Annotated in this window: 27 protein-coding genes; 15 read left to right on the top strand and 12 right to left on the bottom strand. The window is 67.2% G+C overall.

Annotation, left to right across the window (positions count from 1 at the left end; all coding sequences use genetic code 11):
• Positions 1-46 precede the first annotated feature (46 nt).
• The gene (locus P0D77_RS01445) at positions 47-502 is read right to left on the bottom strand and encodes a TRAM domain-containing protein (protein ID WP_277554362.1); all 456 of its coding nucleotides are present in this window, start codon (positions 500-502) and stop codon (positions 47-49) included.
• Between the two features lie 123 nt (positions 503-625).
• Between P0D77_RS01445 and P0D77_RS01450 the strand changes: the two genes are divergently transcribed.
• Entirely contained in the window at positions 626-1,312 is a 687-nt protein-coding gene (locus P0D77_RS01450) for a hypothetical protein (RefSeq protein WP_277554363.1), read from the top strand.
• Positions 1,309-1,458: a hypothetical protein gene (locus P0D77_RS01455; RefSeq protein WP_277554364.1), complete on the top strand. Its 150-nt coding sequence runs from the start codon at positions 1,309-1,311 to the stop codon at positions 1,456-1,458. The genes P0D77_RS01450 and P0D77_RS01455 overlap by 4 nt, the downstream gene beginning before the upstream one ends.
• 46 nt (positions 1,459-1,504) lie before the next feature.
• Here P0D77_RS01455 and P0D77_RS01460 read toward each other — a convergent pair whose 3' ends face one another.
• Positions 1,505-1,804 (bottom strand): hypothetical protein, encoded by a 300-nt coding sequence (locus P0D77_RS01460; RefSeq protein ID WP_277555833.1) that lies wholly within the window; start codon positions 1,802-1,804, stop codon positions 1,505-1,507.
• 318 nt (positions 1,805-2,122) lie between these two features.
• Here P0D77_RS01460 and P0D77_RS01465 point away from each other — a divergent pair, with 318 nt between their 5' ends.
• The 3 genes from P0D77_RS01465 (at position 2,123) to P0D77_RS01475 (ending at position 5,736) form a co-directional block, all read left to right on the top strand.
• Positions 2,123-3,238, top strand: a complete 1,116-nt coding sequence (locus tag P0D77_RS01465) for a tRNA (guanine(26)-N(2))-dimethyltransferase (RefSeq protein ID WP_277554365.1) — start codon at positions 2,123-2,125, stop codon at positions 3,236-3,238.
• A 72-nt stretch (positions 3,239-3,310) separates the two neighbouring features.
• On the top strand, positions 3,311-4,693 hold the full coding sequence (locus P0D77_RS01470) for a YihY/virulence factor BrkB family protein (protein ID WP_277554366.1): 1,383 nt from the start codon (positions 3,311-3,313) through the stop codon (positions 4,691-4,693).
• 26 nt (positions 4,694-4,719) lie between these two features.
• Positions 4,720-5,736, top strand: a complete 1,017-nt coding sequence (locus P0D77_RS01475; RefSeq protein WP_277554367.1) for a phosphatase PAP2 family protein — start codon at positions 4,720-4,722, stop codon at positions 5,734-5,736.
• A gap of 243 nt (positions 5,737-5,979) precedes the next feature.
• Here P0D77_RS01475 and glnA read toward each other — a convergent pair whose 3' ends face one another.
• On the bottom strand, positions 5,980-7,359 hold the full coding sequence (gene glnA / locus P0D77_RS01480) for a type I glutamate--ammonia ligase (RefSeq protein ID WP_277554368.1): 1,380 nt from the start codon (positions 7,357-7,359) through the stop codon (positions 5,980-5,982).
• A gap of 126 nt (positions 7,360-7,485) precedes the next feature.
• Between glnA and lrp the strand changes: the two genes are divergently transcribed.
• Positions 7,486-7,944, top strand: coding sequence for an HTH-type transcriptional regulator Lrp (gene lrp, locus P0D77_RS01485; protein WP_277554369.1), 459 nt, complete (start codon positions 7,486-7,488; stop codon positions 7,942-7,944).
• 412 nt (positions 7,945-8,356) lie between these two features.
• Here the strand turns inward: lrp and P0D77_RS01490 are convergent, their stop codons facing one another.
• The 4 genes from P0D77_RS01490 to alaS all read right to left on the bottom strand — a co-directional run bounded on the left by P0D77_RS01490 (position 8,357) and on the right by alaS (position 12,940).
• Positions 8,357-9,448: an aminopeptidase gene (locus P0D77_RS01490; RefSeq protein ID WP_277554370.1), complete on the bottom strand. Its 1,092-nt coding sequence runs from the start codon at positions 9,446-9,448 to the stop codon at positions 8,357-8,359.
• A 75-nt stretch (positions 9,449-9,523) separates the two neighbouring features.
• Positions 9,524-9,871: a nucleoside triphosphate pyrophosphohydrolase gene (locus tag P0D77_RS01495; protein ID WP_277554371.1), complete on the bottom strand. Its 348-nt coding sequence runs from the start codon at positions 9,869-9,871 to the stop codon at positions 9,524-9,526.
• 5 nt (positions 9,872-9,876) lie between these two features.
• Positions 9,877-10,164 (bottom strand): DUF7964 domain-containing protein, encoded by a 288-nt coding sequence (locus tag P0D77_RS01500; RefSeq protein ID WP_277554372.1) that lies wholly within the window; start codon positions 10,162-10,164, stop codon positions 9,877-9,879.
• Positions 10,165-10,171: 7 nt separating this feature from the next.
• Positions 10,172-12,940: an alanine--tRNA ligase gene (gene alaS, locus P0D77_RS01505; RefSeq protein ID WP_277554374.1), complete on the bottom strand. Its 2,769-nt coding sequence runs from the start codon at positions 12,938-12,940 to the stop codon at positions 10,172-10,174.
• Positions 12,941-13,043: 103 nt separating this feature from the next.
• On the opposite strand from alaS, the gene P0D77_RS01510 reads away from it, so the two are divergent.
• The gene (locus P0D77_RS01510) at positions 13,044-15,809 is read left to right on the top strand and encodes a GAF domain-containing protein (RefSeq protein ID WP_277554375.1); all 2,766 of its coding nucleotides are present in this window, start codon (positions 13,044-13,046) and stop codon (positions 15,807-15,809) included.
• 59 nt (positions 15,810-15,868) lie between these two features.
• Here the strand turns inward: P0D77_RS01510 and P0D77_RS01515 are convergent, their stop codons facing one another.
• On the bottom strand, positions 15,869-16,393 hold the full coding sequence (locus P0D77_RS01515) for a TspO/MBR family protein (protein WP_277554376.1): 525 nt from the start codon (positions 16,391-16,393) through the stop codon (positions 15,869-15,871).
• Between the two features lie 52 nt (positions 16,394-16,445).
• The gene (locus P0D77_RS01520) at positions 16,446-17,471 is read right to left on the bottom strand and encodes a threonine aldolase family protein (RefSeq protein WP_277554377.1); all 1,026 of its coding nucleotides are present in this window, start codon (positions 17,469-17,471) and stop codon (positions 16,446-16,448) included.
• A gap of 205 nt (positions 17,472-17,676) precedes the next feature.
• On the opposite strand from P0D77_RS01520, the gene P0D77_RS01525 reads away from it, so the two are divergent.
• The 5 genes from P0D77_RS01525 to P0D77_RS01545 all read left to right on the top strand — a co-directional run bounded on the left by P0D77_RS01525 (position 17,677) and on the right by P0D77_RS01545 (position 21,330).
• A complete protein-coding gene (locus P0D77_RS01525; protein WP_277554378.1) occupies positions 17,677-18,465 on the top strand; it encodes an alpha/beta fold hydrolase in 789 nt (262 codons plus the stop codon).
• Positions 18,466-18,559: 94 nt separating this feature from the next.
• On the top strand, positions 18,560-19,288 hold the full coding sequence (locus P0D77_RS01530; RefSeq protein WP_277554379.1) for a type 1 glutamine amidotransferase: 729 nt from the start codon (positions 18,560-18,562) through the stop codon (positions 19,286-19,288).
• A gap of 80 nt (positions 19,289-19,368) precedes the next feature.
• Entirely contained in the window at positions 19,369-19,524 is a 156-nt protein-coding gene (locus P0D77_RS01535) for a DUF7859 family protein (protein ID WP_277554380.1), read from the top strand.
• A gap of 50 nt (positions 19,525-19,574) precedes the next feature.
• Positions 19,575-20,780 (top strand): inorganic phosphate transporter, encoded by a 1,206-nt coding sequence (locus P0D77_RS01540; protein WP_277554381.1) that lies wholly within the window; start codon positions 19,575-19,577, stop codon positions 20,778-20,780.
• A gap of 310 nt (positions 20,781-21,090) precedes the next feature.
• Entirely contained in the window at positions 21,091-21,330 is a 240-nt protein-coding gene (locus P0D77_RS01545) for a HalOD1 output domain-containing protein (RefSeq protein WP_277554382.1), read from the top strand.
• A 126-nt stretch (positions 21,331-21,456) separates the two neighbouring features.
• Here the strand turns inward: P0D77_RS01545 and P0D77_RS01550 are convergent, their stop codons facing one another.
• Positions 21,457-22,842: a hemolysin family protein gene (locus P0D77_RS01550; RefSeq protein ID WP_277554383.1), complete on the bottom strand. Its 1,386-nt coding sequence runs from the start codon at positions 22,840-22,842 to the stop codon at positions 21,457-21,459.
• A 120-nt stretch (positions 22,843-22,962) separates the two neighbouring features.
• On the opposite strand from P0D77_RS01550, the gene P0D77_RS01555 reads away from it, so the two are divergent.
• From P0D77_RS01555 to P0D77_RS01565, 3 genes are read left to right on the top strand one after another with little or no spacing between them, the layout of a single operon-like run.
• On the top strand, positions 22,963-23,235 hold the full coding sequence (locus tag P0D77_RS01555) for a glutaredoxin family protein (protein ID WP_277554385.1): 273 nt from the start codon (positions 22,963-22,965) through the stop codon (positions 23,233-23,235).
• Positions 23,236-23,748: a peroxiredoxin family protein gene (locus P0D77_RS01560; RefSeq protein WP_277554386.1), complete on the top strand. Its 513-nt coding sequence runs from the start codon at positions 23,236-23,238 to the stop codon at positions 23,746-23,748.
• A 9-nt stretch (positions 23,749-23,757) separates the two neighbouring features.
• Positions 23,758-24,375, top strand: coding sequence for an L-threonylcarbamoyladenylate synthase (locus tag P0D77_RS01565; protein WP_277554387.1), 618 nt, complete (start codon positions 23,758-23,760; stop codon positions 24,373-24,375).
• 5 nt (positions 24,376-24,380) lie between these two features.
• Here P0D77_RS01565 and P0D77_RS01570 read toward each other — a convergent pair whose 3' ends face one another.
• Positions 24,381-25,094: a CRISPR-associated protein Cas4 gene (locus tag P0D77_RS01570; protein ID WP_277554389.1), complete on the bottom strand. Its 714-nt coding sequence runs from the start codon at positions 25,092-25,094 to the stop codon at positions 24,381-24,383.
• Positions 25,095-25,341: 247 nt separating this feature from the next.
• Positions 25,342-25,938 carry a conditioned medium-induced protein 4 gene (locus tag P0D77_RS01575; protein WP_277554390.1) on the bottom strand — a complete coding sequence of 199 codons (597 nt, stop codon included), beginning with the start codon at positions 25,936-25,938 and terminating at the stop codon, positions 25,342-25,344.
• Positions 25,939-25,969 lie beyond the last annotated feature (31 nt).

Below are 25,969 nucleotides of genomic sequence, written 5' to 3' on the forward strand. Positions count from 1 at the left end.
AGCATAGTACGGACTGTCCATCCGCGACCCCCGGAGGGAGTCGACCTTACGAGCCCCAGAAGTTGTCGCGCGACCCGAGTCGCTCGCGGCGGGTCGCCGGGCCGTCCTCGGACGACCGCTCCTCGTCGGCGCCCTCCGCGCTCTCCTCGTCGGCCTCGTCCGGGTCGTCGGGGAGGCGTTCGATCACCTTCTTCGCTTTCGCGTGGTTCTGTTTCACGCGGTCGATGCGGACGACCGCCCGCGCGGGCGGCAGAAGGCCGTCGACCATCACGATGAAGCCGTCCTCGGTTCGACCGACGCCGGCACCACTCTCGTGGATGTCGTCGACCTCAACGACGACCTCTTCGCCGGGCTTCACCGGCTGCTGTTTCAGGTCCGAGATGGGCATATCGTACTCGTTGCACCACTCTGCGCCGCCGCGATTGCCGTAGTGTTGACACCCCATCCCCTGGATCCGTTCGGAGAACCGGGGGCAGTCATCCGCAAGTGGACAGTCCGCCATAGGCGGGGCTACCCCCGGCACGGTCTAAACGCTTCCGTCTATCCCGATTCCACGTCGACGGCGGAGCGGGCGACCGATCCGACTCGCCGAGGGGCTTTTCGTCGGCCCACCCGTACGGCGGTCGTGAACCGTCGCGCCCCGGAACTGGCGTTGCTCACCGGCTTCCTGCTCGCACTCCCCATCGGGGCGTTCGCGCTGTGGGCGACCGGCGACGTGACGCGGTCGCTGCTCACCGGCGTCGGCCTGTTGTACCCGTTCGCGGTGTACGCCGTCTACCACGACGACGATCCGACGACGGTGCTGCCGACCCGTGCGGTCGCAGTCGCCGGGACGCTCGTCGGTCTGATCCTCGTCGGAGACGCCGTCGTGACTGCGAGCGGCGACGTCGCGGCCGCGACGCTCCGTGGGACGTTCTTCGGCCTCCTCGTCGCCGCACCGGCGTGGGCGTACGCCGTCGCGTACACCCCGGCGCGACGGCTCCCGGACGGCAGACGGTCGCTGCTCGTCGGCGGCGTCGCGGGCGCGGTGCTGTTGCTCGCTGGCGTCGGCCTTGGCAGTCCGTTCGGCGCGGCCGCAGCGCTGCTCGTGTGGGTGGCGAGCGCGCTTGCGGCCCGGAGCGCCGGCTTCTACGCGACCGAAGACACCCGACTCGGCGCAGTCGGCGTTGGCGTCGTCCTCGGCCTCGCGGTGTTGTTCGCGGCGCTTGTGAGCGGTCGCGTCTCCGCAACGGCGGTCGTCTCGGCAGTTGCGCTCGCGCTCGCACCCGCCGTCTACTACGGCCTCACGGTCGAGACGGCCTCCTTCGAGTGACCGACACCGACGCGTCGCTGGCGGTGGTGCTGACAGGCGGCCCTGCTCGCGGCGACGCGTCGACTGACACCGTGCTCAGCGACGCCCGCGACACGCCGTCGGGCCGCACACCCGCGTCCCGGCGTGCCGTCTCGGGTGGTCGATAGCCGTCGCTGGTTCCGGTATCGCACTTGAACCCTCACCCGTCGCCCGCTACAGAAACTCGGCGACGTCCGAGTACCACATATCGTGGTGGTCGACCCGGTCGACACGGTCGGCGATGTCGACGGCGATGGCGTGCCAGCAGCGTTCGTCCGCGTTGGAGGTGTCGAGATTGTACGTGGCGTCCTGACAGTCACAGCCGCCGTCCTCGATGATGTGTTCGGTACGGTAGCCGACGACGACGGTGAAGTCGCGATAGCGTTTCACGCGACCCTCGGCGACCGCCTCGATGGCGCGGCGGCCGCGGTCGCCGTGGAGGTCGATGATGCGCGCGACGATAGGCGGCTTCAGTTCGCCCGTCGTCGCGAGGGCGGCCCGCCAGTCCTCCGTCGCGAGGGCGGCGAGGTCGGCCGCGTCGAGAGCGTCGCCGGACTGGTCAGGGGAGCCGTCGTCCGTGTCGCCGGAGCAGTCGCTTTTCGCCGTCGGCGTCGGATCGGATGCGCCGCCCTCGCCACGCGTCACATCGCGGGCTTGGCGTGGCCGTGGCAAAACGCTTCGGACGACGGACGGCGGACGCGAGAGACGACTGCCGAGTGAGAGCGGCGAGGCGTGGGCGACCCGACCGATTCCACGCCCGTTAACTTCGGGCGCAGTCCAGTTCGGGTAACGATGGAGGTCACAGAGGGCGGCGTCACCGTCGAGGTCGAGGACGCGCGCGACGGTGCGAGCGAGGGCCGCGCCGACGAGGTGTTCTACAACCCGAAGATGGAGTTGAACCGCGACGTTACCGTCGCCGTCCTGCGTGCGTACGCCGACCACGAACCCCGCGCGGAGACGTACTTCGACGCGATGGCCGCCTCGGGCGTCCGTGCGACTCGCGCGGCCGCCGAAGGGTGGGACGTGACTGCCGCCGACATCGACGCCGACGCAGTGGAGCTCGCGGCTCGCAACCTCGCGCCGTACGACGGCGAGGCGGTCGAGGGCGACGCGAACGCCCTGCTCCACGAGGGCTTCTTCGACGTGGTCGACGTCGACCCGTACGGGTCGCCGATGCCGTTCGTCGACAGCGCGGTCGCCGGAACGCGCAACCTCCTGTGTGTCACCGCGACCGACACCGCGCCGCTGTGTGGCGCGCACTTCGAGGCGGGCGTCCGCCGCTACGACACCCTCCCACGAAACACGGAGTACCACCCCGAGATGGGCCTGCGCGTGTTGATCGGTGCGCTGGTTCGACGTGCCGCGACTCGCGACAAGGCCGCCCTCCCGGTCTGCTCGCACGTCTCTCGCCACTACGCGCGGACGTACCTCGAACTGGAGGCGAACGCGACGGACGCGACGGCGACGCTGGAGAACTTGGGCTTCGTCCACCACTGTCAGGACTGCCTCGAACGCGACCACGAGTACGGCCGTCTCCCCGACGCTCCCGAGTCGTGTCCGTACTGCGACTCCGCCCGCGTCGTCACCGCCGGCCCCATCTGGCTGGGTCCAATCGCGGATGCCGACTTCGCCGAGGCCGTCGGCGACGCTGTCAGCGACGATATGGGGACCGCGCGACGGGCACGCGAGATGCTCGATACCATCGCGGGCGAACTCGACACGCCGACCCACTACGACCAACACCGCCTGTGCAAGCAGTGGGGCCGCCCAGCCGTCGGAATGGACGAGTTCGTCGAGACACTTCGCGAGGCGGGCTACGAGTCGTCACACGCCCACTACTCCGGGACAGCGTTCAAGACGGAGGCCACGGTCGAGCAGATGCGCGAGGCGACCGCCGACCTCGCGTGAGCGTCGGAAATCGCCCGCCTGGCCGCCGATACGACCCGTGTGCTTTTCTTCTATCTGTGAGAACATATCCGCGTGCCAACGGACCCCGACACGACCGACGCTGACAGCGCCCTCCGGCAGACGGTCGCGGCCGCCCGCCGCGTCGCCAACGTGATCAGCGACCGAAACGTCACGTTCCTCGCCGCTAGCGTCGCGTACTACGCGTTCATCTCGCTGTTTCCCGCCGCCGTGTTGGCCCTCGTCGTCGCCGTCGCCGTCGGCGGCCCGCAACTCGCGCAGGCGGTCATCGACGCGAGCGCCGGCGTCCTCACCGAGACGGGCCAAGAGGTGTTGGTGACCGCCCTCGTCGACGGACCCGGACAAGGGTCGGTGACGCTCATCAGTCTCCCACTGACGCTGTGGGGCGCATTGAAGGTACTTCGCGGCCTCGACATCGCGTTCTCGGTCGTGTACGGCACCGACGACGATACGGGGATTGTCGATCAGCTGAAAGACTCGCTCACCGTCGTCACGAGCATCACAGTCAGCCTCGTCGCGATGGTTGCCGTCGGGACGGTCGTTACCGCTGTCGAGGTGAGCATCGTCGCCAGAGTCGTCGGACTGGTCGCGTTGCCGGCGTTGCTCACGGTCGCGTTCCTTCCGATGTACTACGTGTTTCCGGACATCGACCTCACGGTTCGAGAGGTGGTTCCCGGAGCAGTGTTCGCCGGCGTCGGATGGACGCTCCTGCAGGTCGCGTTCCAGTCGTACGTCGAGTTCCAGGCGGCGCGCGGCGGCGGACAGGCGGCCCTCTACGGCGCCATCGGCGCGGTGCTCCTCCTCGTGACGTTCCTGTACTTCGGTGCAGTGCTCGTCCTCGTGGGAGCCGTCGTCAACGCCGTCCTCGGCGGCCATCACGGCAGCGAGGACGGAGGCGTCCGGACCGACGGCAGGGGCGGCGGCGATGGTCGCGGTGGTGATTCGGACCGCGAGCGCCGACCGACAGACGGCAGAGACCGGCAGGGTAAAGGGAGGGACGCGCGTGCGAAGGGACGAATGAGCGGCGAGACCGAAGGCACCGACGCGGCCGCGAGCGACGAAGAGGACGACGGCCGTCCGGCACCAGACATCGAGGAACTGGACGAACGCGTGGCCGAACTCCGCGCCGACCTCGACGCCTTCGACGACCGTACGGTGAAGAAGCCGGCGTTGGAGGCGGAGTTGAAGCGGTACGTCCGCGGTCGAATGCGTCGCGGACACGCACGCGGGTGGGGACCGTATCTCGTCCTCCTGTACGGGACGGTGATGACGCTCGGGGCGTTCTACTTCCTCGACGGCTGGGTCGCCATCGCCGCGATGCTCGTGTTGTTCCTCTCGACACTCGGCCTCTACACGCTGTTCGTCCTCGTGGGCGTGGGACTCAACGTCGTCGAGGTGCCCTGGAAGGCGCTCGACGCCGTTCGAGACCGCCGCTGACGTCCACGCTCACACCCACCGCTACTATGTCCACACACGGCCTGCTCGATGCGCCGCTCGCCGTCCCCGAGTGGCTCACCGTCGTCGCCGCCCTCCTCACCCAGTTGGGTGACGCCTGGTTCCTGTATCTCGGCCTCGGCTTGCTGTACTGGCTTGGCGACCGTCGACTCGCAGCCAACCCGCGCGCGGTCGGCGCGACGCTCGTCGCCGTCGGCCTCGGCGCACTCGCCATCACGACCGGTCTCAAGAGCCTGTTCGCGTTCGCTCGCCCACCGGGTGCGGCGTCTGCGACCGCGCCGTTGTGGATCCCGGCGGTTGCACACGACACGTTCGTCAGCGCCGCCACCGGCGACGGCTTCGCGTTCCCCTCGGGCCACGCTATCGGCGCGACGATGGTGTACGGCGGCCTCGCGACGTTCCTCGACGTGTGGACGCGCAGAACGCGCATCCGTGTCGCGACCGTCCTGATAACCGTCGTCGCCGCGACGCGCGTCGTTCTCGGGGTCCACTACGTCGTCGACGTGCTGGCGGGCGTCGCCGTCGGCGTCGCTGGCCTCGTAGCGTTCCAACGGGTCGCTCGCTCGGGCTTTCGACCCAAGCCGGACCGGGCGTTCTTCTTCGCGGGCGTCCTCGGCGTCGTCGCCGCCGCTATCGCCGCCGCTGGCGGTCACGGAACGGAAGTGGTCGAGGCGGGCATCGCCATCGGCGGCGGCTTCGGTGGCTACGCAGTCTGGCGCGTCCGTGGCACCGAGACCGCACCGGTGAGTGCGCTCGACACCGTCGGCGGTCTCGCGATGATGGCCGTCCTGTTCGGGAGCGCCTACGGCGTCGCCACGACGGGCCTCCCGTACGTCTTCGGCGTCGTCCCCGACACGACGCCGTTCCGTCTGCTCGCGGTCGTCCCGCTGACGTTCGCCGCCGTCGCACTCATCGTCGCGTGGCCGACGGTCGTCAGCAGGGTGCGCGAGACGCGAGCGCCCGAGGAAGAACCCATCGAGGACCTCATCACCGAGGCGGAACCGAACGCCGACGACGGCGAGTGAGGCGTCGGTCGGTCGTCACGCGACGATCCGGGAGTCCCAACTCGTGAGTCCGTCAGCGACGGCTCCCGGCAGGAGCGACGATGGAGCGACGACGCGACGAAGGCACGACGAAGGCACGACGAAGGCACGACGAAGGCACGACGAAGACACGACGAAGACACGACGACGGCCGTCGCTCGACGCGGTGAAAGATGAGAGAAGTCGGAGGTGGTCGGCGAGCGAGCGTGGGAGTCGGACAGCGCCTCAGAACGTCTCGAGGTAGCGGTCGAGTTCCCACTGCGAGACGTCGACGCGGTAGTCGTCGTACTCCGCGGTCTTCGCCTCGATGAACTTCTCGGCGACGTGGTCGCCGAGTGCGTCGAGGACGACTTCGTCGCCTTCGAGGGCGTCGAGTGCCTCGCCGAGGTTCGACGGGAGCGTGGAGATGCCGTACTCCTCGCGCTTGGCCTCGTCGAACTCGTAGATGTTCTCGCGGACCGGGTCGTCACATTCGAGTTCGCGCTCGATGCCGTCGAGGCCGGCGTGAATGAGCGCGGCGAACGCGAGATACGGATTACAGGACGGGTCGGGGAAGCGCGCCTCGATACGCGAGGCGGCCGGAACGCGTGCGGCCGGCTTGCGGATGAGCGCCGAGCGGTTCCGGTCGGACCAGGCGACGTAGACGGGTGCCTCGTAGCCGGGGACGAGCCGCTTGTAGGAGTTCACCGTCGGGTTCGTCACCGCGGCGAGTGCCTCGGCGTGGTCGAGGATGCCAGCGGTGAACTGCTTGGCCGTCTCCGAGAGGTTGAACTCGTCGTCGTCGTCGTGGAAGGCGTTCTCGCCGTCCTCGGTGAACAGCGAGATGTGGGTGTGCATCCCCGAGCCGTTGATGCGCGGGATTGGCTTGGGCATGAACGTCGCGTGGAGGTCGTGCTGGGCGGCGATGGCCCGGACGACCGTGCGGAAGGTGCCGACGTTGTCGGCCGTCGAGAGGGCGTCGTCGTACTCGAAGTTGATCTCGTGTTGGCCCTCGGCGACCTCGTGGTGGGACGCTTCGATCTCGAAGCCCATGTCTTCCAGGCCGTAGATGATGTCGCGGCGGACGTCGCTGGCGAGGTCCTTCGGCGCGAGGTCGAAGTAGCCGCCGGCGTCGTTCGTCTTCGTCGTCGCGCGGCCGTCCTCGTCCTCCTCGAACAGGAAGAACTCCGGTTCGGGCGCGGCGTTGACTTCGTAGCCCATCTCCGAGGCACGCTCGAGTGCGTTCTTCAGCACACGACGGGGGTCGCCCTCGAACGGTTCGCCCGTCGAGGTGTCGATCACGTCACAGATGAGGCGAGCAGCGCCACCTGCTCCCTCCTCGCGAGTCCGCCACGGGAGGACAGCGAACGTCTCGGGGTCGGGCTTGAGCCGCATGTCGGACTCCTGAATCCGAACGAAGCCGTTGATCGAGGAGCCGTCGAAGTAGATACCCTCCGTGAACGCCTTCTCCGCCTGCGTCGCGGGAACGGAGACGTTCTTGACTGTGCCGAGAATGTCCGTAAACTGCAGACGGAGGAAGTCGATCTCTTTCTCGTCGATCTCGTCGAGAACGTCCTGTTCGACCGCGCTCAATCCGCCGTCAGGCTTGGTATTTCCGTCCGTCATATTGTAGGCGTTTCCTCAAACACACTCCCAGTATATAGACGTTAGCGGTCGGTGCAATTTCCCCTCGATACTGAATCGACTGGACAATCGTCAAATTCTAAACCCCCGAGGCCGTCGTCGGGTGTAATGACGTACGAAAATCTCGATGCCAGGCTCGTCAACTCGCTGTTAGGTAACGGGCGTGCAAGCCTCCGGTCGCTCGGTGAGGAACTCGACGTGTCGGTAACGACCGTCTCGAACCACCTCCGCGACTTGGAAGACGAGGGCGTCATCGAGGGGTACACGCCGCGGGTGAACTACGACCGCCTCGGCTACGACGTGACCGCCATCGTCCAGTTGAAAGTCGAGGGGAGTGCGCTGCCGGACATCGTCGACCGCCTGCGCGAGCAGAAACAGATGGTCTCGGTGTACGAGGTCACCGGCGACTACGACGTCATCGCCATCGGCAAGTTCCACGACACCGACGAGATGAACGAGGGGATCAAGGGACTGCTCGCGGACCAAGACATCCGCGAGACGAACACCTCGGTCGTCCTCAACACCGTCGTCGAGAACGCACAGTTCGACCTCGACACCGAAGAGTAACCGTCGACTGTCGCTGTTGTACGGGAGTGATAAGCGGAGGGTCGACCGACGCAGTTAGACCATAAACTCGGTCACGTCTTCCATGTCCGTCCGACAGAACGGACAACGGTACCGTGTCGAGAAGCCGCCGGACTGTGCCGTCGTCTTCGCTTCGAGTTCGTGCATCCCGATGTGACGACCACAGTCAGGACAGTTCACTTTGGGCACGGCTAGCACGCAGGAATATGTCATAATAAATCCCCGTGCCGCTACGGCGAAGGGAAGATATTAGTTCATCCATTTCCGTGAGGGTTTCTCGACGGGTTGACGACGCCGTCAGCGGCACGAATTTCGGTGGGGGTGGAAGTGGCACGCACGGCTGCAGCGTCGAGACAGTCGTCGTCTCAGTCGGTCGCTGCGAGCGGTTCGTCGACTACGCCTCTTCGAACCCGTCTTCGAACCGGAAGGTTCCGTTCCGCTGGACGACCTCACCATCGAGTTCGATGACCGAATCCTCGCTCATGTCGACGATCATGTCGACGTGTTCGGCCGACTCGTTCACTTCGTTGTCGTCGCCGACCGTCTCGGGGTACGCGGCGCCGACGGCCATATGGACGGTGTCGCCCATCTTCTCGTCGAACAGCATATTGTACGTGAACCGGTCGATGGCGCGGTTCATCCCGATGCCGAGTTCGCCCAAGTAGCGTGCACCCTCGTCGGTGTCGAACACACCTTCGAGCACCTCCTCGTTGCGTTCGGCCGAGAACGACTCGACGCGGCCGTCCTCGAACGTGAGGCGGACGCCCTCGATCTCGCGGCCCTGTCGGTACAGCGGCAGGTCGAAGTGGACCTCGCCGTTCACGCTGTCTTTGACTGGCGTGGTGAATATCTCGCCGCCGGGGAGGTTCGCCTTCCCGTCGTCGTTGAGGGCGACGTTACCCGCGACGGACATCGTGACGTCCGTCTCCTCGCCCGAGCGAATGCGCACCTCCTCGGCGTCGTTCACCAACTCAACCATCTGCTGTTGGAACTCGTGTTGCTCCTCCCAGTCGAGGCTCACCGCGTCGTACACGAAGTTCTCGTACTCCTCGGTGCTCATCCCGGCCAGTTGCGCGTGGCCCTGCGTCGGGAACTGCGTGAGACACCACGTCTTCGAGAGGCGTTCCTGCGTCACCTGTCGGGTCGCGCGGTTGAACGCGGCGGTCGTCTCGGGGTCGACGTCGGCCTTCTCGGAGACGTTGCCGCCGCTTCTGGCGATGACGAACGCGTCCGTCTCCTCGTAGAGGGCGAGCTCGTGACTCGGCAACTCGAAGTCGTCGTCGTGAGCGCGGAGGTACGCGCGGGCGGCACGCTGGGAGTTGTTGAGGTACACCGGGTTCGCGCCGATGTCGCCGGCGTACTCGTGAAGGGCGACCGCGAGGTCCTCGGCCTCGGCGGGCATGTGGATGACGAGGTTGTCGCCTTCCTCCAGTTCGATGGAGTGGTCGACGATAGTCTCTGCGTGTTCGCGGATACGTGGGTCCATACCACGCCGGTGGTGGGCCGACGTGTAGGCGGTTTCGGTCTCGGTGGTCACGACGGCCCGACCGCCTCGTACCGACTACGCGTCGGGGTCGACGCGTTCCAACACCACGCCGTCGTCGAACGCACCACGGTCGGCCGCCTTCTCCCGACGGAGGCGGCCGACTCGCTCCCGGTCACGACAGTCGAGGAGAGCGTCGAGCACCGCCACGCAGTCGGCGAGTTCGGCGTCGACCGACTCCGCCGGGTCCTCGCGTGCCGCACGCGCTTCCTCTGCCTCCTCGACCAGTTTCTGGAGGAGGTACCGCTGGAGTTCCTCGCCGTCGACGACCCTGGTGACGGGCATCTCACCGCTCTCACAAATCACCGCCGGGATGTCGTCGCGAACGAGTTTGTCGTACTCGGTGGTGGCGTCGTCACCAGCCATAGTGACTACGGGCCGCCGTAGCCCTGTTCGGTCGCCCATTCCCGCAGCGACGCGTACACGTCGTCGCGGTCGTCACGGTCGCCGCTGTCGAGAACCTCGTACCGGCCTTCCTCGCGGTCTTCGACGATGGCGAACGACCGCTCCTCCGTCGTCAGAAGGATAGCCGGGACGACCTCCGTCCCGGACCGCTGTGCGATCACCTCGTGGTGTGCCTCAACGATGCGCTCGGACTCGGTGAGGCTCCGAACCTCCGCCGCCGACAGCGGGTACGGCAGCGAGTCGATGATCGACATCGACGGCTCAGGCCTCGAGTTTCTGCCGGAGGACGTCCGGCGCAGCCTCGAGGGCGTCGTCGAGGGCGTCCACGTCGGGGCCGCCGCCCTGCGCGAAGTCCGGCGGGCCGCCGCCGCCGCCGCCGACGCGAGCGGCGAGTTCGCCGACGACCTCACCGGCGTTGACGCCGACGCCGTCGGGGACGCCGACGACGAAGGTGGCCGCGCCGCCCGCACCCGACCCGAGGACGGCGATACGGCCGTCTTCGACGTGGGCGTTGGCGGTGGCGCGGAGTTCGTCGCTGTCGGCGTCCATCCGCTGGACGACCGCGACGGCGTCGCCGATTTCGACCTCCTCGCCGCCCTCGGCGGCGCGCAGTTCCGCGAGTTCCTCCTTCAGGCGGTCGATGGTCTTGCCGCGTTCCTTCCACTCCGTGAAGAAGCGCTCTGCCGTCTCGGGCACCTCTTGTGGGTCCACGTCGAGGACAGCGCCGGCGTCGTAGAGGGCGTCCTCGGTGCGGTGGGTGGCGTCGATGGCCGCCTCGCCCGCCGCGAACACGAGTCGTTCGACGCCGTCCTGCACCGGTTCCGCCTTCAGCAGTTTGATCGTGCCGATGTCGCCGGTCCGCGCGACGTGCGTCCCACCGCAGGCTTGCACGTCGTCGCCGACGCGGATGAGGCGAATCTGCTCGCCCGGCGGGATGCCACCCTGGTACAGGTCGAAGCCGTGTTCCGACTCCGCCTCGTGGCGGTCGGGCCACTCCTGTTTCACGGGGAGGTTCTGCCGGACGAGGTCGTTCGCCACGTGCTCGATGGCTTTCACCTGTTCACGACTGACGCGTTCGTAGTGGGCCACGTCCAGCCGAGACGACTGGATGCCCTTCTGTGCGCCCGCCTGTCGGACGTGGTCGCCGAGCACCTGCCGGGCGGCGTAGCCGACGATGTGGGTGGCGGTGTGGTGGCGCATCAGCCGACGGCGACGTTCGGTGTCGATCTGACCACGGACGAACTCGCCTTTGCCGGGGTCTTCGTCCGTGCGGTGGAGGACCACGTCGCCGTCGAGTTGGACGTCTTCGACTTCGACGGTCGCGTCGTCCGTCGACAGCGTCCCGCGGTCTGCTGGCTGCCCCCCGCCTTCGGGGTAGAACATCGTCTGGTCGAGCACCACGTCGTAGCCGTCCTCACGCTCGAACACGTCGAGGACGACCGCCTCGAACTCCGTGCGCTCCTGGTCGTCGTAGTAGAGTCGCTCCGTCGCGGGGAGGTCGGCGAGTCGCTCGTCGGCCCCCTCGCCACGGTCGAACGCCTGCGCGGAGTCGTGTCGCGAGGCGACCAAGCCGTAGAAGTCGTCGGGCACGTCGACGCTCGCGCCGCGGTCGGCGGCGATGTCTTCGACCATATCTGGCTGGATACCGTGGGAGTCGTACAGTTCGATGAGGTCTTCGACCGGAATCGGCTCGCCGGTGCCGGCGTACTCGTCGGCGAGCGCCTCTACCTTGCGACCGCCGCGTTCGAGCGTCTCGCGGTACTTCTCGACCTCGGTGCGCACCATGTCGCGGATGGTGTCGCGGTTCTCGTAGCCGAGGCGGTCCGCCTGCATGTCCACCAACTCGTCGAGCGGGGCGTCCACGCCGACCTCGTCGACGAGCCGTTTCGTCCGCCGGAGGACCATCCGGGCGAGATAGCCCGTGCCGACGTTCGAGGGCACGATCTCGTCGCCGAACATGTACGCGAGCGTCCGGCAGTGGTCGGCGATGGCGTAGATGCTCTCGAGTGGCTCCAGCAGGGCGGTGAGGTCGTCCGTGTCGACGCCGAGTTTGTCCGCGATGTTGTCGCGGGCGGCCTCGATGTCTTCGGCCTCGTCGATGTCGAGGTGGCCCGCCAGCGTCGAGGCGCGGCGCACCAGGTCTTCTTCCTCGTCGCTGAGGTCGATCCCAGCGTTCGTCTTGAGGAAGTTGATCATCTCGGGGTAGACGGCCTCGTAGACGGTCGGCGTCCCCTGGCTCATCCACGTCCACCGCTCCAGGCCGTACCCGGTGTCGACGATGTACGTGTCCATCTCCGAGTACGTGTTGCCGTCTTTGAGTTCATACTCGCCGTCGGGGTCCTGCTCTAAGGACATGAAGACGAGCGTCGCCAGTTCCGCTCCCTTGTAGATGACCTCGATTGCGGGACCGGCGTTGCCGCCGCCGACCCACGGGTCTTCGATGTAGGTGATCTCAGACAGATCCGCGCCGAGTTCTTCGAACAGTCCGTCACACAGGCGGACGGTCTCGTCTTTCCAGTAGACTTCTCCCGAGTACGCGTACTTGTCGCCGACCTCCTCTTTGGCGTTGAACGCGTGGTGGGCCATCATCTCGAACGCCATCGTGTGGCGGCCGGTCTTGCCCACGTTGTCGATGTCCTGCATCCGGATACACGGCTGCGAGATGGTGAGTGGGTTTGCCGGCGGCGGCGTCTCTCCGGAGGTGACCAGCGGCTGGAAGTCGTAGATGGACGCCTGCGTCAGGAGGACGTCGTCGCGCCAGCGGTTGGCCGCGACCGGGTACGGCGCGATTCGCTCGTGGCCGTTGGCCTCGAAGTACGAGAGAAACGCCTCGCGCATCTCTTCGAGCGTGTACGGCTCGTCGAAGCCAGGTTCGCCGATGAACGAGTAGTCCTCACACGGCGGTTCGCCGCACAGTTCCCGGTCCTCGTCGCGGGTCCAGAAGTGTGCACCACAGGAGGGACACTCCCGTCGCGAGAACCCCTCCTCCTCGAAATACTCGAGGCGGTACTCGGCAGTAAGGTCGCTCATTACCAGATTCTGCCCCGTCGCCGTGCAAAAGGGTTCCGGGCCGCGCTCGCGACAGCACGCCCCCGTTACAATTAAATGAGGGAGCGACTACGTATCGGCAGAAATGGCGGACTCTGTCGCGGAGCCGTCCTGTCTCGTCCTCATCGTGACCGAGGACGAACGGGCGGTTCCCGACGGACTCACTCGGTCGATCCTCGATGCACTCGGGGACAGTGCCGCCGAGACCGTCGGGCCAGCGTCGCTCGCGGAGCGGTTCGAGCGACCGCGTCGCCCCGACGCGATCCTCCTCGTCGACGAGCCGCCGATAGCCGACGAGACGCGAGCGATGCTCGCGGCCACACAGGTCCCGGTCGTCGTGTACGCGGCGACCGAACCGCCGGCAACCGACCAGTTCGTCGACGGCTACGTCGACAGCGGGAGCGCCCCCGCGCAGGTTGCCAAAGAGATCGAACGTGCCCACGAGGGCGAGACGCGACGACAACTCCGGGCGGCGCGACAGCGCGTGACGGAACTGCACGCGGGGGCCGCAGAGATCGCCGCCGCCGATGACGTTGCGGAACTGTTCGACGAGGCAGTCGAAGTCGCACAGCGAGTGCTCTCGTTCGACCACTGTGGCATCGCGGTCAACAAGGGGGCGGAGATGGTGGTACAGGCGCGGTCGGAGACCGTCGACTGGCTTCGCACTCGCGTCCCGGTCGACGAGTCGCTCGGCGGGCGTGCGTTCCTTCGCAACGAGACCATCCACGTCGACGACGTGTCGACACACGAGTTGTACGGTGACGACGCCAACGGCTCCGGCATCTCCGTCCCCTTCGGCGACGACGGCGTCTTCCAAGCCGTCTCGAAGCGCCCGAACGCGTTCGACGAGACGGACAGAGAGTTGGCGGAACTGCTCGCGACGCACGTCGGGCAGGCGTACGAGCGCCTGCGGACGGAGGCGGACCTGTCGCGGCGCGAGCGGGTGCTGACCGAACTTCACAAGGCCGCACCCAGACTCGTCGACGCCGACTCGGAGGACGAACTGTTCGAGTTGACCGTCGAGATTGCACAGCGAGTGTTGGCGTTCGACCGGTCGTGCGTGTACACCGTCGACGACGACCGCTTCCGGCGACGGGCCACCTCTGACACGACGCTGCCTGCCGAACTCCCGCGAGACTTCGGCGTGATGGAGGCCACCCACACTGACGGGCAGTCGTTCGTCGTCGACGACATCGCGAGCGACGACGTCGCAGAGTCGTACGACGGGGCCTCGAAGTCGCTCGTGTCGGTCCCGTTCGCTGACGGCGCCGTCTTTCAGGCCGTCACCGACGCCGTCAGTCAGTTCGACCACCACGACCTCGAATCCGCGGAACTGCTGACCTCGTACGCGACGGTGACCCACGAGCGCATCCAGTCGGAGGCCGAGGTGCGGGAGGCACGCCGCGTCACCGAACGACTCCACGACGCTGCCACCGACCTCGCGACGGCCGACGACGAACGGGCGCTCATCCAGCGTGCGATGACCGCCGCACAGGACGTGCTCTCGTTCGACAAGTCGACGTTCACGATGCGACAGGGCGACAAACTCGTGCCGACGGTCGACTCCGAGGGGAGTCCACCGAACAGTTCCCGCCCGATGGACATCGACGAGGGCGTCGCCGGGCAGACGTACCAGACGGGAGAGTCCACGCTCATCCACGACGTGCGCGACCACGAGACGGCCGAACCGGTCCGCGCGGAGTACCGATCCGGACTCTCGGTTCCCGTCGGCGACCTCGGGGTGTTTCAGGCCGTCGCGACCGAACCGGAGGCGTTCACCCAAAGTGACCTCAACAACGCGGAGTTGCTGATGACCCACGTCGCCGTCTCGCTCGAACGACTGCGAACCGAGGTGGACCTCCGCGCCGAACACGACCGCCTGTCGGCGCTGTTCGAGAACGTTCCCGACGCGGCCATCTCCTTCGAGTTGGTCAACGGTGACCCCGTCGTCCGGTCGTACAACTCGGCGTTCGACGAGACGTTCGGCTTCGGCGAGACGGTCGTCGGCGAGTCCATCGACGACTACATCGTCCCCGACGCCGACCGACGGGAGGCGAGCGAACTGAACGAACGCCTCCGCAACGGCGAGAGCGTCCGGCAAGAGTGCCGTCGCCGCACCGCCGACGGCGTTCGCGACTTCCTGATGTACGTCGTTCCACTCGAAGCCGGGGCCGAGAACGTCGGCGGCTACGCTATCTACTCGGACATCAGCGAGCGGAAAGAGCGCGAGCGAGCGCTCCAGCGGCAGAACGAACGCCTCGACGAGTTCGCGAGCGTCGTCTCACACGACCTCCGCAACCCCATCTCCATCGCCGAGGGCTACATCGAGTTGGTACGTGAGACGGGCGAGATGGAACATCTCGACACCGTCGCCGACGCCGTCGAACGGATGCGCCATCTCGTCGACGACTTACTCAGACTCGCCCGCGAGGGCCGGGTCGTCGGCGAGACGGAACTGGTCGACTTGGCCGAGACCGCTCGCGGCGCGTGGGGCATCGTCGACACCGCGGACGCGACGCTGTCGACAGAAGCGGGCGACATCGACGCGGACCCCGAGCGTCTCGGCGAACTCCTGCAGAACCTCTTTCGAAACAGCATCGAACACGGCGGCGACGACGTCCACGTCACGGTCGAACCGACGGCGCGCGGGTTCGCCGTGAGCGACGACGGCCCCGGAGTCGACCCGGAGGATCGGTTGTCCGTGTTCGACGTGGGCGTCTCGACGGCGGAGGACGGAACCGGCTTCGGCCTCGCCATCGTCCGTCGCATCGCAGACGCCCACGAGTGGTCGGTGACGCTGACCGACAGCGAGGCGGGCGGCGCACGCTTCGAGTTCGTCACCGCCGTTTGAGACACCAGTTCACGCCCGAATCAGGCGGCGTGGCCCACCGCAGGCCGCCACAGCGTGGCTCAGTTGAGTACGAGGAACTGGTAGTTCAGCACCGTCGCGAAACTCACCCACGCGAGATACGGCACCAGCAGCGCCGCCGCGCGGCGGTCGACGCGAGCGAACGCGACGACCGTGCCCGTCAACAAGACGACGAGGACGGCGATGATGCCGAGGGCGACGCCGATCTGTTGGAACTGGAAGAACGCGGGCGTCCACGCGACGTTGAACGCGAACTGGAGGACGAACGCGCCGAAGGCGACCCGTCGCTCGGGCGAGGCGTCGGCGCGGACGAGCAACCAGACGGCCGCGCCCGTGAGCGTGAACAGCGTCGTCCAGACGACGCCGAACAGCCACGGCGGCGGGTACAGCGCTGGCTTGGTCAGCGCCTCGAACCACGCGGAGTCGGGCCCGCCGAGGACGGCGGGCACCCCGCCGACGACGTTGACGGCGAGGACGAGCGCAGCGAGGCCGAGGAGGCCGTCGAGGCGGTCGTCGAGTCCAGCGAGCGGCCCGCGACTGTCGAGTGAAGCGGCTGAATCGGTCACGGAGGAACGTACGCTCGCTGACGTGATAACCTCGCGGGGAACGCTCGGCCGCTCAGGCCTCGCCGACGGCCGCCTCGATTCGCGAGAGCCCTTCGGTCACGTCGTCGGCGTCGACGTCGAGGTGGGTACACAGCCGGCAGGTGTACTCGCCGAACGCGTGGAATTTCACGCCGTGCTCCTTGCACGCGGCGGAGAGTTCCTCGCCGGTCAGCCCCGCGGCCTCGCTGTTCACCATCACGATGTTCGTGTCGGGGGCGGGCGCAGAGAGACCCTCGATGTCGTTCAACCCCTCGGCGAGTGCGGCGGCGTTTGCGTGGTCGTCGGCGAGTCGCTCGACGTTCTCTAAGGCGAGGAGGCCGGGCGCGGCGATCATTCCCGCCTGCCGCATCGCGCCGCCGAACAGTTTGCGGATGCGACGCGCGCGGTCGACGAACTCCTGCGGGCCGGCGACGATGGACCCGACTGGTGCGCCAAGCCCCTTCGAGAGACAGAACATCACCGTGTCCACCTCGGCGGTCATCTCCGCGGGGTCAACGTCGCGGGCGACGCAGGCGTTGAGGAAGCGCGCGCCGTCGAGGTGGACCGGCACGTCGAGGTCGTGCGCGGCGTCGGCGGCCGCGTCGATGTCAGCCTTGGGGACGGCGATGCCGCCGCGGGAATTGTGCGTGTTCTCCAGACAGAGGAGGCCGGTGCCGGGCCGGTGGAGGTCCTCCTCGACGTAGCCCTCGCGCACTTGCTCGGGCGTGGGGACCGCACGCTCGCCGCAGTCGAGGATACGTGGCTGGACCGACGACAACTGCGCGATGCCGCCGAGTTCCCACTTGTAGATGTGCGCCTGTTCGTCACAGAGCAACTCCTGCCCGCGGTCGGTGTGGGTCCGGATGGCGACCTGGTTGCCCATCGTCCCCGAGGGGACGTACAGCGCCGCCTCCATCCCGACGAGGTCCGCGGCGCGGCGTTCGAGTTCGTTGATCGTCGGGTCGTCTTGGTACACGTCGTCGCCCACCTCGGCGTCGCGGGCGGCGTCGCGCATCTCGTCGCTCGGTCGCGTGACCGTGTCCGAACGGAAGTCGATCATGGAGTCAGCGTCGTCGTCCCGGCTGAAATAGGGCGCGGTCGAACGCAAGCGAGACCGCGAGGTGAACGGTAAACGGAGCGAGCCGTGAGCGGCGCGCGGTCGCGAGGCCGACGACCGAAGCAGGGAGGCCCCGCGACGCGCGGGAGACGAAGCGACCCGCGAGCGATCCCGGGGATTGACGCCACGCGCCCACCAATCGTCTGGCGTGCCGTACGCGACGAACGGAGACGTGGACCTGTACTACGAGGTGGACGGCGAGGGGCGCGACGCACACGACGTGGACGCCGTCGTCTGCTGCGGCGAGATCGGATACGGCCCGTGGCAGTGGGGGTGGCAACACGCCGCTATCGCTGGGCCCTACCGCACGGTCGTCCCGGCGACTCGCGGAACCGCCGACTCCGACGCCCAACCCGGCCCCTACACGGTCGGCCAACTCGCCGCCGACCTCGACGCCGTCCTCGCGGACGCGGGGATCGACAAGTGCCACGCCGTCGGCGTCGGCCTCGGCGGGATGGTCGCCCTGCACGCGGCGCTGCACTCTCAGCGCATCCGGAACCTCGCGCTCGTTGGAACGTCTGCATACGGAGGAGGGCTCGATCCGGACCCGCTGTGGGCCGATCCCGGCGACCCCGCCGCGTTGGAGTCGTCGCTGCGGGCGACGCTCACCGACGACTTCCTCGACACCCAACCTGACCTCGTCTCGCGAGTCGTCGAGTGGCGGGCGAACGAGGACGCCGACCGCGAGGCGTGGGAGGCGACCCGAGCGGCCGTCCGCGAGTTCGACGTGTCCAACCGCCTGTACGAGATTACGAACGAGACGCTCGTCCTCCACGGCCGCGAGGACGTGGTCTGCCCGCCGACGAAGGGGGAGGAACTCGCCGAGGGCCTGCCGCGCGGGGAGTTCGTCGGTATCGAGGATGCCGCACACCTCGCGACCATCGAGGCGAGTCGGGAAGTGAACGACCGCATTCTCGACTTCTTCGCCGAGGAGTGAGCGGCAGGCTACGACGCAACCGGCCGCGTCACGGACGGCGACGGAACTCGGCGGTGGCGCAATCCCTTTGTCCGCGAGCGACGCACACCGGGTAATGACACGGCTTCGCCTCGCGCTTCTCAACGCGGCCCACGATGGCGCGAACACTGCCCGCAACTTCCGGCGGGAACTCGACGCCGACCTCGCGGAGTTCAACGCGAACGACCAGCAACTCCCCGATGACTTCGAGTTCGACGGCGTGGTGATCACTGGCTCCCGGTCGTCAGTCTACTGGGACGAGGAGTGGATCGACCCGCTGATCGACTGGACGGCCGAGGCCGCCGAGCGTGGCCTGCCGATCCTTGGGGTCTGTTACGGCCATCAGGTGCTCGCGGAGGCGCTGGGCGGGCGCGTCGGCGGGATGGACGACTTCGAGATTGGCTACAACCAGATCAGCCACCACGGCGACGACGCACTGTTCGCCGGCATCGACGAGGAGTTCACCGTCTTCACCACACACGGCGACGCGGTGGTGGAGTTGCCGCCGGGTGCGAAACTGCTCGCGGAAAACGAGTTCGGCGTCCACGCCTTCCGCGACGGCCATTGCTGGGGCGTCCAGTTCCACCCCGAGTACGACATCGAGACGGCCCGCACCGTCACCGAGGGGAAACGCGAGCGCATCGGCGACGAGAAAGTGGACGCGGTGTTGGCGGGTATCACGCCCGAGCACTACGACGCCGCCTGCGAGGCGAAGACGCTGTTCGACAACTTCACCGCCTACTGCCGCCGCGTCCGCGACGAGGCCGACGGCGACGCAGGCGAGGGTGCGGGCGTCGAAGCCTGAGCGGCTACCGACGACGACAAACCCTGCTGTGGCGGTAGCCTGTCGAAACCACTATCCCTCACAGCGACGCATCCGCTGGCATGGCTGTTGTCGACACGCTCATCTCGGCGGTGACGGCGAACCCCGCGTTGACCGTCATCCTCGTCACGCTCTTGGCGCTCGTGTTCGGCGCGTACCTGTTCATCCGCCGGATCATCGTGAGCGCCGCCGAAGGCTACGATCAGGGACGACGCTGAGTCGGTCCGCGACCCAACAACGACTTACCCGCGGGCGGTGACGCCCGGGTATGGTCGCAGTCGGCACCCTCGCCACGCTTCTCGTCGCCGCGCTCGCGTCGTTGTTCATGGCGTGGGCCATCGGCGCTGGCTCTTCGGGGTCGACGCCGTTCGCCCCCGCCGTCGGCGCGAACGCTATCTCGGTGATGCGCGCCGGCCTCGTCGTCGGCGTCCTCGGCTTCGCCGGGGCCGTTCTCCAGGGTGCCAACGTCACCGAGGCGGTCGGCACGTCGCTCATCGACGGCGTCACCATCACCGCCGCCGCCGCCATCGTCGGCCTGATCACGGCCGCGGTGCTGGTCGCAATCGGCGTGTTCGCGGGCTACCCCATCGCCACGGCGTTCACCGTCACCGGCGCGGTCGTCGGCGTCGGCCTCGCCCTCGGCGGCGACCCCGCGTGGGCGAAGTACCGCGAAATCGTCTCGCTGTGGGTCGCCGTCCCGTTCGTCGGTGGCTCTATCGCGTACGCCACCGCACGCCTGCTTCGCTCGAAACACGTCTCCGAGCAAGTCGCCGTCCCGACGCTCGCAGGTTTGGTCGCCGCTATCGTCGCCAACATCGGCTTCACCGTCCTGGGACCGCCGGGCGTCCAGCGGTCGGCCGCGGGTGCGCTGGGGCGACTCCTGCCCATCGATCCAATTGCGGGCGTCGACAGCGGGCGTGTGCTCGTGACGCTGGCGTTCGCCATCGTCGTCGCACTCCTCCTGTTTCAGGATATGCTCCGTGACGAGGCGCGTGGCCAACGCCGATTCCTCCTGGCGCTCGGCGGCCTCGTCGCCTTCTCGGCGGGTGGGTCGCAGGTCGGCCTCGCTATCGGGCCGCTTGTTCCCCTCCTCGGCGGCGAGAGCGCGGCCGTCCAGATTCCGCTCATCGCCGTCCTCGTCGGCGGCGGCCTCGGTCTCCTCGCGGGGTCGTGGACCGGTGCACCCCGGATGATCAAAGCGCTCGCACAGGACTACTCCTCACTGGGGCCGCGGCGCTCTATCGCCGCGCTCATCCCCAGTTTCGCGATCGCACAGACCGCCGTCGCGTTCGGTATCCCCGTCTCGTTCAACGAGATCATCGTGAGCGCGATCATCGGGTCGGGGTACGCCGCCGGTGGCGCGGGTGTGAGCACCCGGAAGATGATCTACACAGTCCTCGCGTGGATCGGATCGCTCGCGCTCGCACTCGGCGTCGGCTACGGCGCGTTCACCGTCGTCGACGCGGTGTTGTAAGTCGACTCGACACGCCACCGATGGCTGTCCGTGCGGTGGTCCGGACACCAATATTGTTCGTAGAGGACACAACAGCATCAGCCCAAGATTCGCCAGAGAGGACGGGCTTTCGAACTCGTTCGAGTACACAAGTAGTACCGAACGAACGTAACGTGCACGTACGCTGAAGCCGCGAGCGATGCCTCGAAGGCGTTATATTGGGGAATCCAATTGGGTGAGTTGTACAATTATGCCTGGGAGAGCAGATTGGAACGACGGTCAGGTACGCACCGAGACCCGTCACCTCGCCCAGCGACCATCCCGAGTTCCTATGAGTACGACACCAACACAGACGATGACGGAAGCCGTCCTCGCGGCGGTCGCAGAGCACAAAGGCGTCGACCAACGTGCGCTCGACCCGCCGTTGTACGAGGTAATCCGCCCGGAGGCGCTCGACCGACTGTTCGCTGATACCAAGGGCGAAGTGACGTTCGAGTACCTCGACACCGTCGTGACGGTCGACGCCGACCGGAACGTGTCGGTGCAACCACTCAACGTCCCGCACCCGTAACTGTCGCTTCCGGCGAAGCGACACTCCGAGACTTCTACTGAGAGAGACGACGACTGCGTGAGTGCCGACAGCCGACCACCGAAGAGAACGTGAACGAACCGCCGTGTGGCGCGAGTGCGCCTGAGGTCAGTTCTCGGCTTCCGCGCCGGTTTCCGCTTCCTCGTCGTCGATGGCGAAGTACTCGTCGGTGACAGTGACGCGAGCACGCATAATCCGCGTGTGGTCGACCTCTTCGATCCGGATCTTCACGCCCTCGTAGTCGATCTCTTCGCCCTCCTCGACGAGGCGGCCCGCGCGGTTGAACACGAAGCCAGCGAGCGTCTCGAACTCTTGTCCTTCGGGGAGTTCGATGTCGAGTACCTCGTTCACCTCGTCGATGTTGACCTCGCCGCGCACGAGGACGGTGTTGTCGTCGACGAACTCGAACGGTTCCTCCTCGTCGCCCTCGAGAATCTCGCCGACGATCTCTTCGACCATGTCCTCCAGCGTGAGGATACCCTCGGTCGTCCCGAACTCGTCGATGACGACGACCATCTGCATCCGGGTGTCCTGCATCTCTTCGAGGAGTTCGTCGGCGTTCTTCGACTCGGGGACGTGCAGCGTCGGCTGAACGACGCCCGCGAGGGTGTTCTCGCCCTCGCCATAGTAGCGCGCGCGGACCAGGTCGCGGATGTTCACGACGCCGATGATGTTGTCGAGGTTCCCCTCGTACACCGGGACCCGTTCGTGGTCGGCCTGCACGCACGTCTCGATAGCCTCGTCGATGGAGGCATCCTTCGGCACCGCCGTCACGTCCAGCCGCGGCGTCATCACCTCCTTGGCGATGGTCTTGTTGAATCGGAAGATGCGGTCGAGCATCTCGCGTTCCTCCTCCTCGATGACGCCCTCACGTTCCCCGGTCTGGATCATATTCTGGATCTCGTCGCGGGTGACGTACGAGGTCTCGATGGCCGACCGGCCGCCGGTCACCTTGTTGATGACGCGAGTGAGGTAGTCGAAGACGACGATGAGCGGGAACAGGACATACTCCGAGAGCTTCAGCGGCCGTGCGATCCGCATCGCCCACGACTCGGAGTTCTCGACGGCGTAGCTCTTGGGTGCGGACTCACCGAACAGCAACACCAGCGCGGTGATCCCGAACGTCGCGGCGATGACCGCCTGCCCCTGCGACATGTAGATGGCGAACAGCCCCGTCGCGATCGACGACATCGCGATGTTGACGATGTTGTTCCCGACGAGGATCGTGACCAGGAGACGGTGCGGGTCGTCTTTCAGTTCCTTCACCGCCTCCGCGCCGACTTTCCCGTCTTCGACCAGTTGCTCGACGCGATGGCTCGCCAACGAGAACATCGCGATCTCCGACGAGGAGAAGAACGCCGACAGTCCGATGAGGACGACGATAGCGAAGACGCCGGCGATAGTGATCGTGGTGTCGTTGATCGGAACCACGTTCGCGAGTCCCCCGAGTTGCGCGGGCGCGACTACTGATGCGAGTACCGGCGGCAAACCCATGTGATACGGAGGCTAGTCCGGCCCCCGGATTAAGCGTTGTCCTCGCGGGCGGCGATTCGAGAGACAGACTGGCGTTCCGCGGGCGAAGCCATTAGGAGATGGGAGACGGTACTGGCAGGTATGTCTGAGACCGATATCACCCTGTACCGCCTGCAGGCGTGCCCGTACTGCGAGCGGGTCGTGCGGAAACTCGACCAGTACGACCTCGCGTACGAGTCGCGGTTCGTCGAACCGATGCACTCCGACCGGAACGCGGTGGCGCGACTCACCGGCAAGCGCTCGGTGCCGGCCATCCGCGACGAGAACACCGGCGTCACGATGTCAGAGTCGGGCAACATCGTCGAGTACCTCGACCGCACGTACGGCGAGGGCGGCGCGGCTGGGGGTGCCTGAATGGTCGACTTCGACGTCGTCGAACTCCCCGAGACGGACCACGTCGCCGAAGGCGAGGCCGCACCCGACTTCACCCGTCCGCTCGTCGGCGCGGAGTACTGGCGCGACGCCGCGCTGTCGGACATCGAGGGCCCGGTCGCGCTCGTGTTCTTCCCGATGGACGGCGCGTTCCCCGCGACGTACGTGTGGAACGAGATTCGCGACCGCGAGTGGGGTCACGGCGACAGCGAGGGCGTCACCGTCGTCGGCGTCTCCATCTCGACGCCGTACGAGCACAAGACGTTCCTCGACGAGCGTGAGATGGAGTACGAACTGTTCTCCGACCCCGGCTGTGGCGTCGGCGAGGCGTACGGTGTCGTCCACGACCTCGACGGAATGACCGGCGTCCGCGAACACCGGCCGGCGATCTTCCTCCTCGACGACGACCACACCGTCGAGTACGCGTGGGTCGCCGCCGAGTGGCCCGACTTCCCCGACTACGACGAGGTCGAATCGCACCTCGACTCCCTGTAACCGAGCGCCATGCCCTCCGACGACCCAACAGACGAGCGCAGCAACGACGATGTCGAGCGAGCGGCAACTGCGATTCGCGCGGGCGAGGCGGTAGTGTACCCAACCGAGACCGTGTACGGCCTCGGAGCAGACGCGACCAACGCCGACGCGGTCGAACGCGTGTTCGAGTTGAAGGGTCGCGCCCGTGACAAGCCGCTGTCCGTCGCGTTCGGGTCCGTCGAGGCGGCGCTGTCGCTGGTTCCCGCGAGCGACCGCGCCGCCCGCTTCGCGCAAGCGTTCCTCCCCGGCCCGGTGACGGTCGTCGTCGACCGCGGCGACACGCTCGCGCCGGAACTCACCGACGGCGACCCTCGCGTCGGGATTCGCGTGCCCGACCACGCGACGGCGCGGGCGCTCGCGGACGCCGCCGGTCCGATCACCGCGACGAGCGCGAACCGCTCGGGTGCGGGGAGCGTCCGCCGTGTCGCGGATCTGGACCCAGCGATTCGCGAGGCGGTCGGCGCGGTCATCGACGAGGGAGAGACCCCCGGCGGCGAGAGTACGGTCGTCGACCCCGACCGCGGTGTGATCCACCGCGCCGGCCCCCTCGCCGACGAGATACGCGAGTGGCTGGCAACCCACCCCTGAGGTAGTCACAGCCCCTGCAGACTCCGGAGACTCCGCGTTCGAACCCCGCAGTTCGTGCGGTGGCGACAGGCCCGACACTTCTCGTCGTTCGATAGTCGTGCGGGGACGCCCTCCATCGCTCGGAGCGTTCGCAAAACGCGACGGTACGTTCCCGAGCGGCGTACCGACGCGCGAACCTCGCGAACGACGGCGTGAGCAGGATACTCCACGAGCGCTCGCCGAATTGGTCGTTCCTCGGACCACGACAGCGCCGCCATCGCCGCAACCGCCTTCACCGACTGTGGCTCCCACACCCCCTGTTCGGGCGGGGAACCGGGCGAGACGATTACGGGCACGGGCGGCGCGTTTGTGGGATCGCCGTCCTCGTCGCGGGGAACGTCAGACCCCATCGCGCCGAGGACTTTGTGGGCAATCCCGCGAGCATCCTTCCCGTCGAGAAGCGCCCGCGTGTACGGCGGATTCGCGAGCGTCGCCCAGTCGTCGCGGGCGGCGAGACTATCGAGGGCCACGCGATACTCGTCGGGGCGACAGTCGATGGGTTCCTCGGACAGGGTCGCGTCGTCCATCGAACGAAGTTCGGGGTAGCGAAACGCCAGGTCGATCCGACGGGTCGCCTCCGGCGGCGGTGAACGGTCGCCCTCGCGACGGTCGTAGTACAGTTGGCGCGGGCAGTACGTCGCCGTCGCGAGGTCGGTGAACGTCGCCTTCTCTGTCGACACGGGGACGCTGGAGCCGTATTCGTATTTGAACGTTCGAGGGAGCGCGGCGGAGCGGTCGCGGAGGCGTCGGCAGAATGTGGATACTGTGTGCCGTCGGCGCAGTCGCGGTGCGGAAGCGGAACCATCGTGCGCTGTACCGCGAGCGAGGGCCCTCAGGCCTGAGCGAGCGGCCTTTTGATCATCGACGGGTTTTGGCGGGGGTCGAGTGCGCCGAAGGCGCGCGAGGCCCCCGTGAAAAGTGGTCGGTTCAGAAGGAAACGTTCGTCTCGATGTCTTCGGCGGCCTCACGAAGACCGTCCTCACGCGCGTCGGCGGTGTGGCCCTCCTTCAGGTCGGACTCAGTGAGCAGTTCTGCGAACTCGTCGCGGAAGCGGTCGTTGGCGCGGGTAGAGCGGGCGTCGACGGCGACGACGCGCGAGTAGTGGGCGACCGTCTCCTCGTCGGCGTCGAGTTCCGCCGCACGCTCGGGTATCGGCACGTCATCGACGTGGAGCGACCGAAGCGCCGCGAACTCGAAGGGAGCGTCCCGGTCGGACTCGCGAACGAGGTGCAGATCCATCCGAGCGTCGAATACCTCGTCCCCGTCGATTCCGAGTTCGTCCGCGATGGCGTCGTCGTCGGCCTCCTCGAAGAACAGCGAGACGACACGCTGGAGGTCCGACGCCGAAAGGTCCGATTCGAAGTCGTAGCGCTCGCGCATACGCCCGACCAGTTCGGCGACACGCTCGTCGGCGTTGGACTCGGCTGCGAGTGAGCCCCGTCCCTCCTCCTGTCGCTCCGTGACCGTCTCCCCGCCGGTCGTGTCGAGGAAGATGTCGCGGAGTTCGGCCGTCTTCTCGTCCATAGAACCCATTTCACGCCGGGGAGGGCAAAAA

It is taken from the genome of Halobaculum limi, from assembly GCF_029490015.1.
Classification (GTDB): Archaea; Halobacteriota; Halobacteria; order Halobacteriales; family Haloferacaceae; genus Halobaculum; species Halobaculum limi.

Excerpts from the sequence above, each read along its gene's own strand:
- P0D77_RS01445 (WP_277554362.1), bottom strand. The coding sequence starts at position 502 with ATGGCGGACTGTCCACTTGCGGATGACTGCCCCCGGTTCTCCGAACGG.
- P0D77_RS01465 (WP_277554365.1), top strand. The coding sequence starts at position 2,123 with ATGGAGGTCACAGAGGGCGGCGTCACCGTCGAGGTCGAGGACGCGCGC.
- P0D77_RS01475 (WP_277554367.1), top strand. The coding sequence starts at position 4,720 with ATGTCCACACACGGCCTGCTCGATGCGCCGCTCGCCGTCCCCGAGTGG.
- glnA (WP_277554368.1), bottom strand. The coding sequence starts at position 7,359 with ATGACGGACGGAAATACCAAGCCTGACGGCGGATTGAGCGCGGTCGAA.
- lrp (WP_277554369.1), top strand. The coding sequence starts at position 7,486 with ATGACGTACGAAAATCTCGATGCCAGGCTCGTCAACTCGCTGTTAGGT.
- P0D77_RS01490 (WP_277554370.1), bottom strand. The coding sequence starts at position 9,448 with ATGGACCCACGTATCCGCGAACACGCAGAGACTATCGTCGACCACTCC.
- P0D77_RS01495 (WP_277554371.1), bottom strand. The coding sequence starts at position 9,871 with ATGGCTGGTGACGACGCCACCACCGAGTACGACAAACTCGTTCGCGAC.
- P0D77_RS01500 (WP_277554372.1), bottom strand. The coding sequence starts at position 10,164 with ATGTCGATCATCGACTCGCTGCCGTACCCGCTGTCGGCGGCGGAGGTT.
- alaS (WP_277554374.1), bottom strand. The coding sequence starts at position 12,940 with ATGAGCGACCTTACTGCCGAGTACCGCCTCGAGTATTTCGAGGAGGAG.
- P0D77_RS01510 (WP_277554375.1), top strand. The coding sequence starts at position 13,044 with ATGGCGGACTCTGTCGCGGAGCCGTCCTGTCTCGTCCTCATCGTGACC.
- P0D77_RS01520 (WP_277554377.1), bottom strand. The coding sequence starts at position 17,471 with ATGATCGACTTCCGTTCGGACACGGTCACGCGACCGAGCGACGAGATG.
- P0D77_RS01530 (WP_277554379.1), top strand. The coding sequence starts at position 18,560 with ATGACACGGCTTCGCCTCGCGCTTCTCAACGCGGCCCACGATGGCGCG.
- P0D77_RS01535 (WP_277554380.1), top strand. The coding sequence starts at position 19,369 with ATGGCTGTTGTCGACACGCTCATCTCGGCGGTGACGGCGAACCCCGCG.
- P0D77_RS01540 (WP_277554381.1), top strand. The coding sequence starts at position 19,575 with ATGGTCGCAGTCGGCACCCTCGCCACGCTTCTCGTCGCCGCGCTCGCG.
- P0D77_RS01545 (WP_277554382.1), top strand. The coding sequence starts at position 21,091 with ATGAGTACGACACCAACACAGACGATGACGGAAGCCGTCCTCGCGGCG.
- P0D77_RS01550 (WP_277554383.1), bottom strand. The coding sequence starts at position 22,842 with ATGGGTTTGCCGCCGGTACTCGCATCAGTAGTCGCGCCCGCGCAACTC.
- P0D77_RS01555 (WP_277554385.1), top strand. The coding sequence starts at position 22,963 with ATGTCTGAGACCGATATCACCCTGTACCGCCTGCAGGCGTGCCCGTAC.
- P0D77_RS01560 (WP_277554386.1), top strand. The coding sequence starts at position 23,236 with ATGGTCGACTTCGACGTCGTCGAACTCCCCGAGACGGACCACGTCGCC.
- P0D77_RS01565 (WP_277554387.1), top strand. The coding sequence starts at position 23,758 with ATGCCCTCCGACGACCCAACAGACGAGCGCAGCAACGACGATGTCGAG.
- P0D77_RS01575 (WP_277554390.1), bottom strand. The coding sequence starts at position 25,938 with ATGGACGAGAAGACGGCCGAACTCCGCGACATCTTCCTCGACACGACC.